This is a genomic window from Psychrobacter sp. BI730, assembly GCF_013414195.1.
Classification (GTDB): Bacteria; Pseudomonadota; Gammaproteobacteria; order Pseudomonadales; family Moraxellaceae; genus Psychrobacter.
This window is the reverse complement of sequence record NZ_JAATTV010000016.1, coordinates 64,410-77,937: the sequence shown is the minus strand read 5'-3', so window position 1 is coordinate 77,937 and position 13,528 is coordinate 64,410. Positions and strand designations below refer to the sequence as shown.

General features: G+C 42.5%; 13 protein-coding genes. 3 read left to right on the top strand and 10 right to left on the bottom strand.

Annotated elements, in window-relative coordinates; translation table 11 throughout:
* Nucleotides 1-420: 420 nt before the first annotated feature.
* Both pssA and rlmJ read right to left on the bottom strand, forming a co-directional pair.
* On the bottom strand, nt 421-1,335 hold the full coding sequence (pssA, locus tag HCZ91_RS12075; protein WP_257020059.1) for a CDP-diacylglycerol--serine O-phosphatidyltransferase: 915 nt from the start codon (nt 1,333-1,335) through the stop codon (nt 421-423).
* Nucleotides 1,336-1,361: 26 nt separating this feature from the next.
* Nucleotides 1,362-2,249, bottom strand: coding sequence for a 23S rRNA (adenine(2030)-N(6))-methyltransferase RlmJ (gene rlmJ / locus HCZ91_RS12070; RefSeq protein ID WP_057758888.1), 888 nt, complete (start codon nt 2,247-2,249; stop codon nt 1,362-1,364).
* A gap of 141 nt (nt 2,250-2,390) precedes the next feature.
* Between rlmJ and HCZ91_RS12065 the strand changes: the two genes are divergently transcribed.
* Entirely contained in the window at nt 2,391-3,146 is a 756-nt protein-coding gene (locus HCZ91_RS12065; RefSeq protein WP_179799559.1) for a 2OG-Fe(II) oxygenase, read from the top strand.
* Between the two features lie 62 nt (nt 3,147-3,208).
* A complete protein-coding gene (gene dapE / locus HCZ91_RS12060) occupies nt 3,209-4,426 on the top strand; it encodes a succinyl-diaminopimelate desuccinylase (protein ID WP_165596763.1) in 1,218 nt (405 codons plus the stop codon).
* 142 nt (nt 4,427-4,568) lie between these two features.
* On the opposite strand, the gene HCZ91_RS12055 is transcribed toward dapE, so the two are convergent.
* The 6 genes from HCZ91_RS12055 to HCZ91_RS12030 form a co-directional block, all read right to left on the bottom strand.
* Nucleotides 4,569-5,072 (bottom strand): GyrI-like domain-containing protein, encoded by a 504-nt coding sequence (locus tag HCZ91_RS12055; RefSeq protein WP_179799558.1) that lies wholly within the window; start codon nt 5,070-5,072, stop codon nt 4,569-4,571.
* Nucleotides 5,073-5,137: 65 nt separating this feature from the next.
* On the bottom strand, nt 5,138-5,347 hold the full coding sequence (iscX, locus tag HCZ91_RS12050; RefSeq protein WP_021812734.1) for a Fe-S cluster assembly protein IscX: 210 nt from the start codon (nt 5,345-5,347) through the stop codon (nt 5,138-5,140).
* A gap of 177 nt (nt 5,348-5,524) precedes the next feature.
* On the bottom strand, nt 5,525-6,061 hold the full coding sequence (locus HCZ91_RS12045; RefSeq protein ID WP_179799557.1) for an acyl-CoA thioesterase: 537 nt from the start codon (nt 6,059-6,061) through the stop codon (nt 5,525-5,527).
* A 280-nt stretch (nt 6,062-6,341) separates the two neighbouring features.
* Complete coding sequence (locus HCZ91_RS12040; RefSeq protein WP_179799564.1) at nt 6,342-7,724, bottom strand: NAD(P)(+) transhydrogenase (Re/Si-specific) subunit beta; 1,383 nt, start codon at nt 7,722-7,724, stop codon at nt 6,342-6,344.
* Between the two features lie 14 nt (nt 7,725-7,738).
* A complete protein-coding gene (locus tag HCZ91_RS12035; protein WP_197707696.1) occupies nt 7,739-8,077 on the bottom strand; it encodes a proton-translocating transhydrogenase family protein in 339 nt (112 codons plus the stop codon).
* 115 nt (nt 8,078-8,192) lie between these two features.
* Nucleotides 8,193-9,344: a Re/Si-specific NAD(P)(+) transhydrogenase subunit alpha gene (locus tag HCZ91_RS12030; RefSeq protein WP_179799556.1), complete on the bottom strand. Its 1,152-nt coding sequence runs from the start codon at nt 9,342-9,344 to the stop codon at nt 8,193-8,195.
* A 497-nt stretch (nt 9,345-9,841) separates the two neighbouring features.
* Here HCZ91_RS12030 and yaaA point away from each other — a divergent pair, with 497 nt between their 5' ends.
* Complete coding sequence (gene yaaA, locus HCZ91_RS12025; RefSeq protein WP_179799555.1) at nt 9,842-10,654, top strand: peroxide stress protein YaaA; 813 nt, start codon at nt 9,842-9,844, stop codon at nt 10,652-10,654.
* Nucleotides 10,655-10,748: 94 nt separating this feature from the next.
* Here the strand turns inward: yaaA and HCZ91_RS12020 are convergent, their stop codons facing one another.
* Together HCZ91_RS12020 and HCZ91_RS12015 are read right to left on the bottom strand one after the other, a co-directional pair.
* Nucleotides 10,749-12,362, bottom strand: coding sequence for a hypothetical protein (locus HCZ91_RS12020; protein ID WP_179799554.1), 1,614 nt, complete (start codon nt 12,360-12,362; stop codon nt 10,749-10,751).
* Between the two features lie 475 nt (nt 12,363-12,837).
* Nucleotides 12,838-13,506 (bottom strand): glutathione S-transferase family protein, encoded by a 669-nt coding sequence (locus HCZ91_RS12015; RefSeq protein WP_179799553.1) that lies wholly within the window; start codon nt 13,504-13,506, stop codon nt 12,838-12,840.
* Between the last annotated feature and the right edge of the window lie 22 nt (nt 13,507-13,528).

The following is a 13,528-nucleotide window of genomic DNA, read 5'->3' as shown; positions in this document are numbered from 1 at the left end:
ATTTGTTTCAACAAGTTAACTGGGTTATTAATGTGTAATTACACACTAGCTACTTCCAGCTCGTCTTGATGAGGTGCGTATTATAGACGCTATATTTATTTAGTCAAGAAGTATTTTCTATTTAATTCAAACAATCTACATTGCTCAAATCTGTAATCCACTTCCCTTTCGACTGGGTGGCAGTATACGGAGTTTTAGATAGAAAACAAGGAAACTCTATAAATAATCTCAGTTATTTTTATTAACAATACTCTATCCACCTAACCTATTGTTATCGCTATCAAAATTTAAATACTGTCTTTTATATCTACAGATTGAGCTTGTTTACAGTGGCTGACGTACTCTAGAAATATATAGAGCATACAAAAAAAGGAACTTACCTGACGGTAAGTTCCCTTATATAAAATCTAAATACAGCGTTTAACTTTTCACTTTCGTTTTAATCGTAGTCACGATACCTGATAACGCATAGATAATACCGATGGCTAAGATACCAACAGGAATATCATAGAGCACGATGCTCATGACTAACACCCCAATAATAAGCACTACAAAAGGTACTTTCTTTTTGTCAAATTCTTTAAAGCTATAGTATTTGACATTGCTGACCATCAGTAGACCACAAGTCACTACCCAAGCTGCAAACAATAGCATGACAGCTGTATCATATTGACCAATCCACTCGTTATGATCGACTGCAACCATCACAGCGGACGTCACCAATATGGCAGCAAGCGGACTTGCCAAACCAACAAAGTATTTTTTATCGACGATACCGACCTGAACATTAAAGCGTGCAAGGCGAAAAGCAGCACAAGCAGTAAAGACAAACGCACAGCCAATGCCGATACGAGCCAATGGCTCTAAAGCAAAGCTATAAATCAAAATAGCAGGGGCAACGCCAAACGCTAGCATATCTGCTAAAGAGTCATATTGCTCACCAAATGGACTTTGCGCATTGAGCATACGTGCGACACGTCCATCTGCGCCATCAAGAATAGCGGATAAAAAGATAGCCAAAGCTGCCTTATAGAACTCGCCTTGGGTACTCGCCAAAATCGAGTAAAAGCCTGACAGTAGCGATAAGGTAGTGATCAGATTGGGTGCCAAATAAACACCGCGACTAACCACTCGCTTACCTTCGGCTACTTCAGCTTCAATCACCTCAAATGTCAAACCATCATAGCTGTCGTTATCCGCTAGGCGGATATTAAACTCGTGCTCATCAATAAACGGTGGCTGTGTCGCTGCATTATCTTGCAGCGAGCCGTCATTTAAGGACGCATTGTTCACAGGTGCATTATTCGGCTGGCCGATAGGTGGCTGAGTCGTCATCTTAATATCCTTATTGGCCGTTATTGCTATTCGCCGACGAGCCAGCGCACATTGGTCGCACTATCAGGCGTCAAGTTTGGCGCGTCTTCTACTTTTAGTACTGGCTGTAAGAAACGTAATATCTCACGTGCATGATTATCAAACTGCCATGGCGGATTGATAACCAGTAGACCTGTACCGTTCAGACCAACTGCAACATCATTAGGATAAATGTTTAGCTCACAAACCAGCTGACGTCTCATTTCAGTACGTTTGAGCTTTTTATAGAAGAGCTCTACGGCTTCGATGTTTTTGATTGGGAACCAAAGCGCATAAGTACCTTGTGGCCACTTGTTATAAGCCGCGACCAATAGGTCGATAAGGCGCGTAAAGTCTTTATGCTCTTGCTCATAAGGGGGATCAAGGAAAATCAAACCGCGCTTTTCTTTTGGTGGAATAACAGCGGTAATACCTTCAAAAGCATCACGATGCTGGATACCAATTGGCAACTTATGTAGCTGATAGTTTAACGCATCGTATTCAGTCGCTTTGGCTTCAAAAGCCTCAGCACGCACGCCAGCATCAGGCTTTTTAGCGGCGGTTTTTTCGACGTGATGGGCCACCCACCATGGCGAACCAGGATAGACTTTATTGTCATAAGTGAATTTGGCTTGCTTGATGCCTTCCATATAATCTTTGACAGCAGCTGGTGCCTTTTCGGTATCTGCTTTTAGAAAAGCTTGAATACCGCCTTTGGCCTCACCTGTTTTGCGCGCTTCTTCACTGCTTAGTGAATACAGTCCACGACCGCCATAAGCGTCAAGCACATAAAAAGGTTTGTTTTTCTGCCCCAGTTGATTAAGCAGTTGTACCAATAAAATGTGTTTAACCACATCAGCAAAGTTACCAGCGTGGTAGGCGTGTTTATAGTTCATAATCTCAAAAGTTTAAATAAGAAAAATTGCATCTATGGTAGCATAGGCAGAGTAAAAGATAATGTGGTTTTAGTAAGTGCTTTCAATAAAAACGTATTGAATGACGGTATATTGACAGCTGATTGATAATAATGAGATGAAATGACGCAGATTATTAGCAACCTTAACAAGACAGCGTTGGTCGTTGATCGTCCGATAGGTCAGGATAATCCACCATTACTGCTGCCAAATACTCATGATGTTAGCCAAGAAATTCCTACTCAGCACGTATTGCAAATGTCTGACTTTGCGGTGGACTGGGAATATAAGCTGACGGATAAACAGCTTGATACCTTTGTCACTGACGGCTGGCTCATCATTGATGACGTATTCAATAGTACCGCCTTATTAGCACTACAAGCAGAAAGCGGTTTTATTGACTATCGTGATGCAGAGCTGACCGCTGGTGTTCGCATCAGTGATATTCGCGGTGATAGAATACGCTGGATTACTGAAGACTTTTTTGCAGGCTATTACTATCTACAAAGCATTAATGCTTTAGCCTCGCTATTTAATCGTAGTTTATTCGCTGGTATTCGCCATAGTGAAGCGCATTATGCGTGCTATCCGACTGGCTTTGGCTATCAATGGCACAGTGACAACCCTGCTGGACGTGATGAACGTGTTCTCTCAGCAGTGTTTTATCTCAATGATAATTGGGAAACAACTGACGGCGGTGCGCTAGAAATCGTGGATAAGCATGGCACGCACCATGAAGTGATGCCAGTTGCCAATAGACTGATTATTTTCGACAGTGATTTACGTCATCAAGTACAAACTGCGCATCGCCAACGCTACTCTATCGCTACGTGGATGCGCCGTGATGGTCTTGTACCCTTTGTCGAAGTAGCCATTTAGCATTTATCCTCTACTCTTTATTTATATTTACCATTTTAATTTATTATACAAAAGGCTTATCCATGTCTGACTCTCATAACCAATCAAGCGCATCTCAACACACAACTCATCAGCAAGAAACCTTAGATTTAAGTATTGCACTGTTAGAGCGCCCTTCAGTAACGCCCGATGACGATGGTTGCCAAGATATGTTGTCAGCACGGTTAGAACAAGCAGGCTTTGATTGCGAGTTTATGTATTTTGGTGATAGAAAACAAAGCGGTGAACATGCCGAAGTCAAAAACTTATGGGCACGCCGCGGTACTAGCGATCCAGTGATTTGCTTTGCTGGTCATACTGATGTCGTACCAACAGGTGATGAGAAAAACTGGACCTACCCTCCGTTTACTCCAACTATCGCTGATGGATATCTATGGGCACGCGGTGCCGCCGATATGAAAACGGGTATTGCAGCTTTTACTGTTGCAGCCGAACGTTTCGTCGCCAATCATCCTGAGCACAATGGCTCAATTGCTTTTTTAATCACTTCGGACGAAGAAGGGCCGTCAATTAATGGTACGGTCAAAGTGATCGAGACTTTAGAGGCACGTCAAGAAAAAATCACTTATTGTCTCGTTGGTGAGCCATCAAGTACCGATACGTTAGGCGATATCATCAAAAACGGTCGTCGTGGCTCGCTAGGCGCAGAGCTTACCGTTACAGGTAAACAAGGCCATGTCGCCTATCCACATCTGGCATCTAATCCAATTCATGCGGCGATGTCCGCCCTTGCTGAACTGACGTCTACCGCATGGGACAACGGCAATGACTACTTCCCAGCCACATCATTACAAATATCGAATATCAACGGCGGCACTGGCGCAACCAATGTCATTCCTGAAACGCTAAATGTGGTTTTTAACTTCCGTTTTTCAACTGAAACGACTGAAGATGAACTAAAGGCAAAGACGCATGCTATCTTTGATAAGCACTTTGCCAACAGTAAAGCGAGCTACGATATTCATTGGAAGTTATCTGGTCAGCCGTTTTTGACCCCTGAAGGAAAACTGGTTTCGGCCTGTCAAAATGCCATCAAAAAAGTGACCGATGTCGATACCACCCTATCGACTTCTGGTGGTACCTCCGATGGACGCTTTATCGCCCCAACTGGTGCCCAAGTCGTTGAACTGGGTGTGCGTAATGCGACGATTCATCAAGTGGATGAAAAAGTAGAAGTCGATGACCTAGGAAAGCTTGCGCAGATTTACGAAGGCATTTTGGAAAATTTGTTGCTAGATTGAATGTAGTATTAATTGCGACTGTCTAATTGATGACATCCGCTCAAAGAAAAAAGCGCTACCTGATTTAGGTTAGCGCTTTTTTTGTCATTGTTTTTGTCGATCATGGATCAAGCAGCTTAAATTACCTAGCCAATCACTAGCTTTACTCAATCCCAATATAGACATCAACTTGACCGTACTCTAAGTTACCACCGATATAATGCTCAAAGTCTACATTAAAAGTGCGGGTATGCTCACAGTCTGCGGTATTAAAATATTCCCAAGCACTTTCCCATGCATTCATCACAGTGTTAGGCATATAACCTTCTTCAGAAAATACCAAGTACTTTCCTGCAGGAATATCAACCGTCACTACGTTACTAGCATTGGCGACACTGTCGCTTTCTGACTGAGCATCTTGCTCGCTGGCTACTTTCCAACTGGCCACAACGTCAAACGCCCCTGCCAGATCATCGCTTTCGTAGTTGTGATAGACACCATAAATGTCTTCACCTTCAGGAAGTTCACCCGCATGATTTTGATAAAACTTCTGCCATAATCTACCAAGTTTGGCAGTGTCATGGCTTATCTCAGCGTTATTAGTGGTACGAACGCTGATACCGCGACAAGCTATCGCTTCTGGTAGCTCTTTAATTTGTGAGGTCATGATGCGGCCTTTTCTATCTGTTTATTTAGTTTTCTGTTTGTAGTAATGCTGGTAGACCGAATCGGTTAATCGGCTTCATCAATCCAGTTCATTTGAATGGCTTCTAAGATGCCTTCATTTGATTTTTGTGGATCATCATCAAAGCCTTCAAGCTCAGTTACCCAGCGATGCAAATCAGTAAAGCGAATGTACTGTGGGTCTGTTTCTGGAAATTTCTCATAAAGCTCAATCGCGATATCTAAGCTGTCTGTCCATTTTAATTTTTGTGGTGTCATAGTGGTACCTTATTTTTAGTCGTTTTGAGAAACATCATCTTAAAAAACGATGCCATCGTCCTAATACTGACGACTTGATGGGCTCTATCCTACCAAAATTCAGCAAATGATTATAGCCAAGTTACTTTACGATGTTGTTTTCCAATACTGGGCTTCAAGACTGTTTTGCGATATGGCTTAGGCTGATTTAGTCGATTTTACTGCGACTTGGTGCTGATTCCATGTGTTAATGGTATCTGTCAACTGCTCGCCCATCATATCTAATACTTCTGGTGTGCGCATGCCTTTACTATCTGTAAAAACAAACTTGGTCATACCAACGCCCATCAGCTGGTTTTTGACAAAGAACCGATGCTCAAAATACACGTATTTATGATCCCATCCTGCGACTGCACTGCTAAGTGTCATTTTATCCAAAAATTTAATTTGCTTAAGATAAATCATCTCCTGCATGGCAATCACCCAATTCAGCGATTTAATGCCTTTTTGGTGACAACACGCCTTTACCCAACGTGTCACGTTTAGCTCAATAAATGATAGATAACGATAATTGGGCAAATGATCGCGAAACCCCATATCGTGGGGCAAAATTCGATAATGACGTACAGTCGGTGCAGTCAATGTCTCTAGACTGATAGTCTCACTCGTCGATTGATGCTTGAGCTGTTGTTTAAGTAAGCTGACCATAATAAAAAAACGCAGTAACATGTTCATAAATTTTTCTCTTATTTCATCGTATTTATAATTGGTGATTGTCTATCGTTAAAGCAGTGCAAATTAGCTAAAAAATTAATTAAGCGCAAACCGTATACTGAGTACACAAAGCACAGTTGATTTTGTGATCATTGAAAAACCAACTCTAGTTGGCAATAACCTCAGGCTATAGTCGGCTCATAAATGTCGCCCACTTTAACGCAAAAAAAGCCACCTCAGTGACTTTCTTTATCTGAAAACTTATCTGCAAATAATAATGGTTAAAAACATAGCTTAGAGATTAATGACCGCCGCCATTGATAGTACGTACCATCTCTTCCACCATTTTCTTGGCATCACCAAAGATCATCATGGTTTTGTCCATGTAGAATAAGCTGTTATCCAGACCAGCATAACCGGTACTCATTGAACGCTTGATGACCATGACCGTCTGGGCTTTGCTGACTTCTAGAATCGGCATACCAAAGATTGGAGAAGTAGGATCATCTTTCGCAGATGGATTCACAACGTCATTTGCACCGATAACCAAGACCACATCTGTACTCGCGAAATCTGAGTTAATCTCGTCCATTTCTAAAATATCATCATAAGGGACATCAGCTTCAGCCAATAGGACGTTCATATGGCCTGGCATACGACCCGCAACTGGGTGGATAGCAAAACGAACGTTAACACCTTCTTCTTTTAACAACTCATATAGCTCTTTTACTGCATTCTGTGCGCGGCCCTGTGCCATACCATAACCTGGTACAATGACCACGCTACTAGCATTAGACATGAGAAATCCTGCGTCTTCTGCTGAGCCTGCTTTGTAGTTCTTCGGTGCTCCATCATCGCCGCCTGCTGCCACCGCTGATGTGCCCATGCCACCAAACAAGACATTAAGTAGTGAGCGGTTCATGGCTTTACACATGATGTAAGACAAGATCGCACCTGATGAACCGACTAGAGAACCTGCGATAATCAGCATCGAGTTGCCAAGGGTGAAACCAATGCCTGCTGCTGCCCAACCTGAGAATGAGTTCAATAGTGATACAACCACTGGCATATCACCGCCGCCAATTGGCGCAATCCACATCCAACCAAAGATAACGGCAATCACTGCCATCGCATAAAATGCTGGTAGTGAGTCAGTGACGAAATACACCCCACCGAAACCAATCATCGCAATGAATAGTAGCGCTTGGACCGGTTTTACCCAGCCGCCAACCAGTGTTTTCGCCCAGCTTTTCGCTGCCAATTTACCAAAGGCAAAGACCGAGGCTGAGAATGTAATCGCACCGATGAAGCAACCGATAAATAGCTCTATGCGAGCAACGGCACCATGCTGCTGTTCAGTGTGTAATACTGTCGCAAGTGCAATCGCAACCGCTGCCAAACCGACGAATGAATGCATTAAAGCAACCGTTTCTGGCATTTGAGTCATCGCGACTGTTTTCGCTTTCCACATACCAACGAGGGCACCCAACACCATCGCACCGATAATCAACCAAAGCACAGGGCCTTCTGCTAAAAAGAAGGTAGTCACAACGGCAATTGCCATCGCTGCCATACCAAAACGGTTACCGCGAATCGCTGTCTTTGGGCTAGACAAACCACGCAAAGTTAAAACAAAGAGGATAGCGCCGACCAGATAGAACCAATCTGCATTTGCCGCAATCATTGCTGAGAAATCGTTCATGCGTCACCTCCGGCATCAGTGGTTGCTACTGGTGCTTTTTTTACTTTCGGTTTAAACATCGCAAGCATACGCTCAGTCACAGCAAAGCCACCGAAAATATTGATACTGGCTAAAAATACCGCAAAGGCACCAAGCAAACTGGTCGGTGTAAACATTGAACCATCAATCGTGACGGTCTGTAGCATCGCACCCACGATGACGATACTTGATAAGGCATTGGTTACCGCCATCAATGGCGTATGTAATGCAGGCGTAACGCCCCAAACCACGTAGTATCCGACAAAAATAGCGAGCACAAATACAGTGAAAATCGCTACAAATGGTGTGCTACTCATGGCCGCACCGGCTGGCGCTGCAGCTAAAATAGTGGCAATCATCTAATCCTCCTAAAAATTTATTCATTACTGGCAAATGTGTAGTGACAAAATATGTGGTAATAGACTGTTCAAACTAGCGTTTGGCCAGTCGTACCTGACTGTCATGTGTCACTGCCAGTGCGCCCTGAATCTCGTCTTCCATGTCTAAGTTAAGTGCCAAGCTGGCTGCTGCATCATCGCCAGTAGGTGCAATCAATGTCGTAATAAAGTTAACAAGGTTATTGGCATACAAATCTGACGACTGTGCGGCGAGCATAGATGGGATATTGGCGGCACCAACGATACGTACGCCGTTGTCTGTGGTAATGGTTTCGTTAGGCACGCTGCCTTCGACGTTACCACCAGTACCGGCCGCCATATCGATCAGTACGGAACCTGCTTTCATTTTGGCAAGCGTTGCGCCATGTACCAAACGCGGTGCGTTACGACCAGGAATCTGCGCCGTGGTAATAACGATGTCAGCGTTGCTCAATGCTTTGTCCACGACAGCTGCTTGATCTTTGACATATTGCTCTGATGGCGTCCATGCATAACCACCGGTAGACTTAGCTGTTTCAGCCTCCTCTGCGCTCATCGGCACATCAAGCCATTTACCACCGAGTGATTCCACTTGCTCGCGAGCGGTCGGACGTAAGTCACTGGCTTCTACCACTGCACCCAAACGCTTGGCTGTCGCAATCGCTTGTAGACCTGCAACACCAACACCTAGGATAACGACTTTGGCTGGCTTAACCGTACCCGCTGAAGTCATAAACATCGGGAAAGGACGCGAATACTCATTGGCCGCTAGCAATACTGCTTTATAACCAGCGAGGTTGGCTTGTGACGACAATACATCCATATTCTGTGCGCGTGACAGTGTACGAGGCAATAACTCCATCGCAAAGACTGTCGCGCCTTTAGCTGCATAAGTGTCAAGCTGAGTGTTGCGATACGGGTCAAGCATGCCAATGACAATCTGACCAGACGACAAGCTTTCAGTGGCTTCCGCTGGTAGGTCATTGACGGTGGTAATAATCTTAGACTGGGTAATCACCTCGGTGCGACTACTGGCAATGTCGGCACCCGCAGCCTGATACAACTCATCAGCATAGTATGCTGCTTGGCCTGCACCTGACTGAATGACGACTTCAAACCCAAGTTTACGCAATTTTTTGACTGCGTCTGGGGTTATGGCTACACGGCTCTCGCTCGTGATATCTGCACTGATTACACCGATTTTCATACCGTCTCCTTACTTACGTCCAATGACTATATTTACGTCTCACGACTACCTTTAATACCCTCAACGCACATTTAAAAAGCACAGGGGACAAAACCCTCTGATCATGATTAATCCATTACAGCGATCAAAGGTTATCAATTTAATAAATGATAGCTACTTTACCATCATGCCTTTTTATTATAGAGATATCGTTCGTCAAGTTTCATTGTCTAATGATGACCCACAAGTAAAATAAAAATTTAGGTATTTACACCATTGGCATACTTTTTGTTGGTATATTAAAGCCTTTTATTTTTCCGAAAAACGCTTAGCCCTTATAGATACAGGCCTACCTCCATTTATTCTCTAACCCTAAATCTGTTTTTTTATTAAAAATATAACGTCAATAAACATAAAATAAGCAAGGTGAAGTCAAGTTCCACCCATGCATACCGTATAATAAGAATACTTGACACTCGAAAAAACCAGTCATCGATTCATTATAATAAGGAATAACCATGTATTTTTTGCTCTCCCCTGCAAAATCCCTGAACGAAACAGACGCTATACCACTAAATTTAGGCAACTACTATAGTCAGCCCGAGCTAATCGAGCATTCACAAGAATTGATGAAAGTACTGAAGTCAAAAGAGCCTGTTGACCTACAAGAGCTGATGAGTATATCTGACGATTTGGCTCAGCTTAATGCCACGCGCAATCAACAATGGCATTGGAGCGAAGAGCAACCATTTACTAACGGCGCCTCTGATAATGCCGCCAAGCCTGCAGGCTATTTGTTCGATGGTGATGTCTATACTGGACTTGATATGTATCATATGGACAAAGATACCGCCACTTACGTCAATGAGCATTTAGGCATTTTGTCTGGACTGTATGGAGTACTAAAGCCCTTAGATCTTATCCAGCCATATCGCTTAGAGATGGGCACCAAGCTAAAAAATGAGCGCGGTGACAATCTTTATGAGTTTTGGGGTGAGGAAGTCACTAACGTTATCAATGCACGTATGGCTGACAGCGATGACAAAACATTGGTTAATTTGGCTTCTAATGAATACTTTAAGGCGGTAAAGAAAAAAGCACTGAAGGCAGACATCATTACGCCACGATTTGAAGACGAAAAAAATGGTCAATACAAAGTGATTAGCTTTTATGCCAAAAAAGCCCGTGGACTGATGGTGAAATATGCTGCTGATAATAAGCTGACCAATGCTGAGCAGCTAAAGCAGTTTGATTTGGCAGGCTATTATTACTGCATCGAGGCGTCTGATGATAAGACGTGGACGTTTAGACGAGATGCGGCGCATCAGTAGCTTGAGATAATACGAGTCAAAATTATAAAAAACCTATCATAAGCCGAAACTTATCATGGGTTTTTTATTCTCCAACCACTAAATTTTTTAGGTCCTATACTCTAAAGCGCAACTTATCCCTTGAAACATCCAGTACCACTGTTTCATTATAAACATTATAGGTATGGAGACGATCAATGTCAGTCTCCCAATTCGGTTCGATATAACGTACAAAGGTTTCTTTATAAAAAGTCGGTGTTAACTCTTCTACTAGGTATAAAGCCACCCTACGCCCGTATCTAAGAGTGCCATCCTGAGCAGTACGAAAGAGCTGACCGTTTTTTCGGAATAATGCACCTGCTAGTCGTGAGCCACGCACATCAATCTTTAGAGGCGCCGAAGGATGAATGGTCCAATTATCTGCTTGCAGCTTGTCAGACGTATAAATATACAACTCTAAATCCATAGTAAATGCTGAAATTGAACCGTGGGTTGTGAAAAGATACCATAATCCATTATGCTCAATCACGGCGCTATCCACGGCCTGAACGTCTGAAACTAACTCATGAACTTTTTCCCACTTACACGGAAAATCTGTCGCTTTTAATAAGCTAATACAATTGGTTTTTGCAGCCTCTGGAATCATATAGACAGCATCCTCATACTCGAATACATTGGGAAAGCTTAAGTGCGTGCTAATACCCAAATCAGCTTGTCCTGAACTAATAACTTGATGGCTTTCATTCAGCTCTATCCACTCTATTCGACCAACATTTTCTTTGTAATTTAAGCTTTCAAAAAATATGTAACGTCTTGAGTCGTGTTCAATATAAAAAGGATCGGCCCAAAAACATCCCTTTTCAGGTAGTATCTCCGTGTATGTTTGTATCGGCTGATTAGTAGAACCAATAAAAATACTCCAGTTGTTTAGATAAAGTCTTTTATAAAATCTTTTTATCATGTAGTTTTTGAGAAAATTCTGTAAATGTCGTATGGCCGTTAACTGTGGAGGCGTTTTATAAAGTGTGCGATCGTTAATTAAATTAATAGAATCTCCACTCTCGACGCCAATTTTATTTTTACGGAAGTACCAATACAGTATTGACGCTGCAACTCCTTTTAACTTATCCTCAGTCAAATTATAGTCCCAGTAAAACAAACTGCCATAACCTCTACCTACCACTTTATGCACATCATGGTCCTTACTCAATAATTGCAGCGTCACGACACTATTTTCCCATTGCTCAGCAAATTGCCAATACAACGCAGGCCCGCCTCGCTGTATTCTTTCATCACCATAATGAAGTAAGAGAATGCCATGCTTCGTAACACCTAGCGCTTTCCCTATTAAGGTTTGGAAATCCATACTTAGCAGGTAATCTAAATCTGTTGCCTGCAGTCTTTTAATCACTGAGTCTTCAATTTCATCATTGGATTTATCCTGTCTTGATATTGATGTAACGACAGGCATTTTGCCATTGGGAACTAAATCATGAATAGAATAACGCTTGGTAGTCTTTTTAGCGTGAGAAAGAATAGAAAATAACTTTTGATTGATAAACGGTATAATCTTGGATATATGAGGGGGGTTAGATTGTTGTTCTGCACTGCGTTGGATAGCAATACAAACCTCAACTATACCTTCATCTACTAGAGACTTTAATGGCATAAATTTGTGCCATGCTAATGTTTCATCTTCTACAAATATTCCAAGCCTGATTTTTTTCATCGTTATCACATTAGATGGCACACGATATTTTGCGATTTCTGACCCGCAACACGTGTCCAAACTCCTTTTAAGTAAAGTGTCATTCCATTATATATTCAAATAATAGCATATATAGTAGTACATGTTAAAAGAAACTCACCATTAAAATTAGACACAAAAAAGTCCTGCTATCTTTCGATAACAGAACTTCTAATAGCCCAATAGACTTTATGACAAAATCATACTTTTAGCGAAACGCGATTCATCGAGAAAGGTGAGAAAATGGTCAATATAAAGTGAAAGGCTGAACAGCTAAAGCAGTTTGACTTGGCAGGCTATTACTATTGTGAAGAAGCGTCCGATAATAAGACATGGACGTTTAGACGAGATGCGGCGGATCAGTAGCTTGATATAAAAACTATATTTACTACAATCGCTAGAAGCATTGCATTCAGTGCTTCTAGTCCAGTCATCAAATATCTTTTAGTTGAACGAATTATAACAACCCTTCTTGCGCCATCATTTCTTGTACCGAGGCGCGGTTTAGCATGGCTTGATAGTGTGCACTTAGGTGTGTCCAGTCTTGTGCTCGACTCGCATATCGCTGACTCCAGTGAGCAATCATAAATAAATGAAAATCAGCCCCACTTAATTTATCGCCCAACAACCATGGACCATGACTCACCAATCCCTTTTCAATAATATCCCAGCAGTAGGTTAGTACGTCATTCGCTTTATCTTTCACTTGTTGCAAATTGTGCTCGCCGCTAATGTACTGCTCGGGATGTGCCCAACGATTGGCAGCTTCTTGTAGTGTAGAAGACATCCAAAACAAATACTGGTAATAGACACCGCGCTTAGAGCATCCTGTGTCAGGTGCTAGCCCAGACTCTGGGTGCTGATCTAACACATACATTAAAATTGCCGCAGACTCATAAATAACCTGTCCCTGATGCACCAACGTAGGTACTTTGCCATTTGGATTAATGGCTAGATACTCAGCTGATTTTTGCATGTTCTTAGACAGGTCTATTTCTATCATTTCATAAGAAACGCCTAGCTCCTCAAAGACAGCATGGGTGGCCATATTGGCACCACCCTTATCCCAATATAAAGTATAAATAGTCGTGTCCTTCTTGCTGTGGCGATTGATGGATAAAACCATTGCACTGAGTTATAAAGATTAT

Coding starts and splice junctions, on each gene's coding strand:
- rlmJ (WP_057758888.1), bottom strand. CDS start 2,249: ATGAACTATAAACACGCCTACCACGCTGGTAACTTTGCTGATGTGGTT.
- iscX (WP_021812734.1), bottom strand. CDS start 5,347: ATGACACCACAAAAATTAAAATGGACAGACAGCTTAGATATCGCGATT.
- HCZ91_RS12045 (WP_179799557.1), bottom strand. CDS start 6,061: ATGAACATGTTACTGCGTTTTTTTATTATGGTCAGCTTACTTAAACAA.
- HCZ91_RS12065 (WP_179799559.1), top strand. CDS start 2,391: ATGACGCAGATTATTAGCAACCTTAACAAGACAGCGTTGGTCGTTGAT.
- HCZ91_RS12035 (WP_197707696.1), bottom strand. CDS start 8,077: ATGAGTAGCACACCATTTGTAGCGATTTTCACTGTATTTGTGCTCGCT.
- HCZ91_RS12055 (WP_179799558.1), bottom strand. CDS start 5,072: ATGACCTCACAAATTAAAGAGCTACCAGAAGCGATAGCTTGTCGCGGT.
- yaaA (WP_179799555.1), top strand. CDS start 9,842: ATGTATTTTTTGCTCTCCCCTGCAAAATCCCTGAACGAAACAGACGCT.
- HCZ91_RS12030 (WP_179799556.1), bottom strand. CDS start 9,344: ATGAAAATCGGTGTAATCAGTGCAGATATCACGAGCGAGAGCCGTGTA.
- dapE (WP_165596763.1), top strand. CDS start 3,209: ATGTCTGACTCTCATAACCAATCAAGCGCATCTCAACACACAACTCAT.
- HCZ91_RS12015 (WP_179799553.1), bottom strand. CDS start 13,506: ATGGTTTTATCCATCAATCGCCACAGCAAGAAGGACACGACTATTTAT.
- pssA (WP_257020059.1), bottom strand. CDS start 1,335: ATGACGACTCAGCCACCTATCGGCCAGCCGAATAATGCACCTGTGAAC.
- HCZ91_RS12040 (WP_179799564.1), bottom strand. CDS start 7,724: ATGATTGCGGCAAATGCAGATTGGTTCTATCTGGTCGGCGCTATCCTC.
- HCZ91_RS12020 (WP_179799554.1), bottom strand. CDS start 12,362: ATGAAAAAAATCAGGCTTGGAATATTTGTAGAAGATGAAACATTAGCA.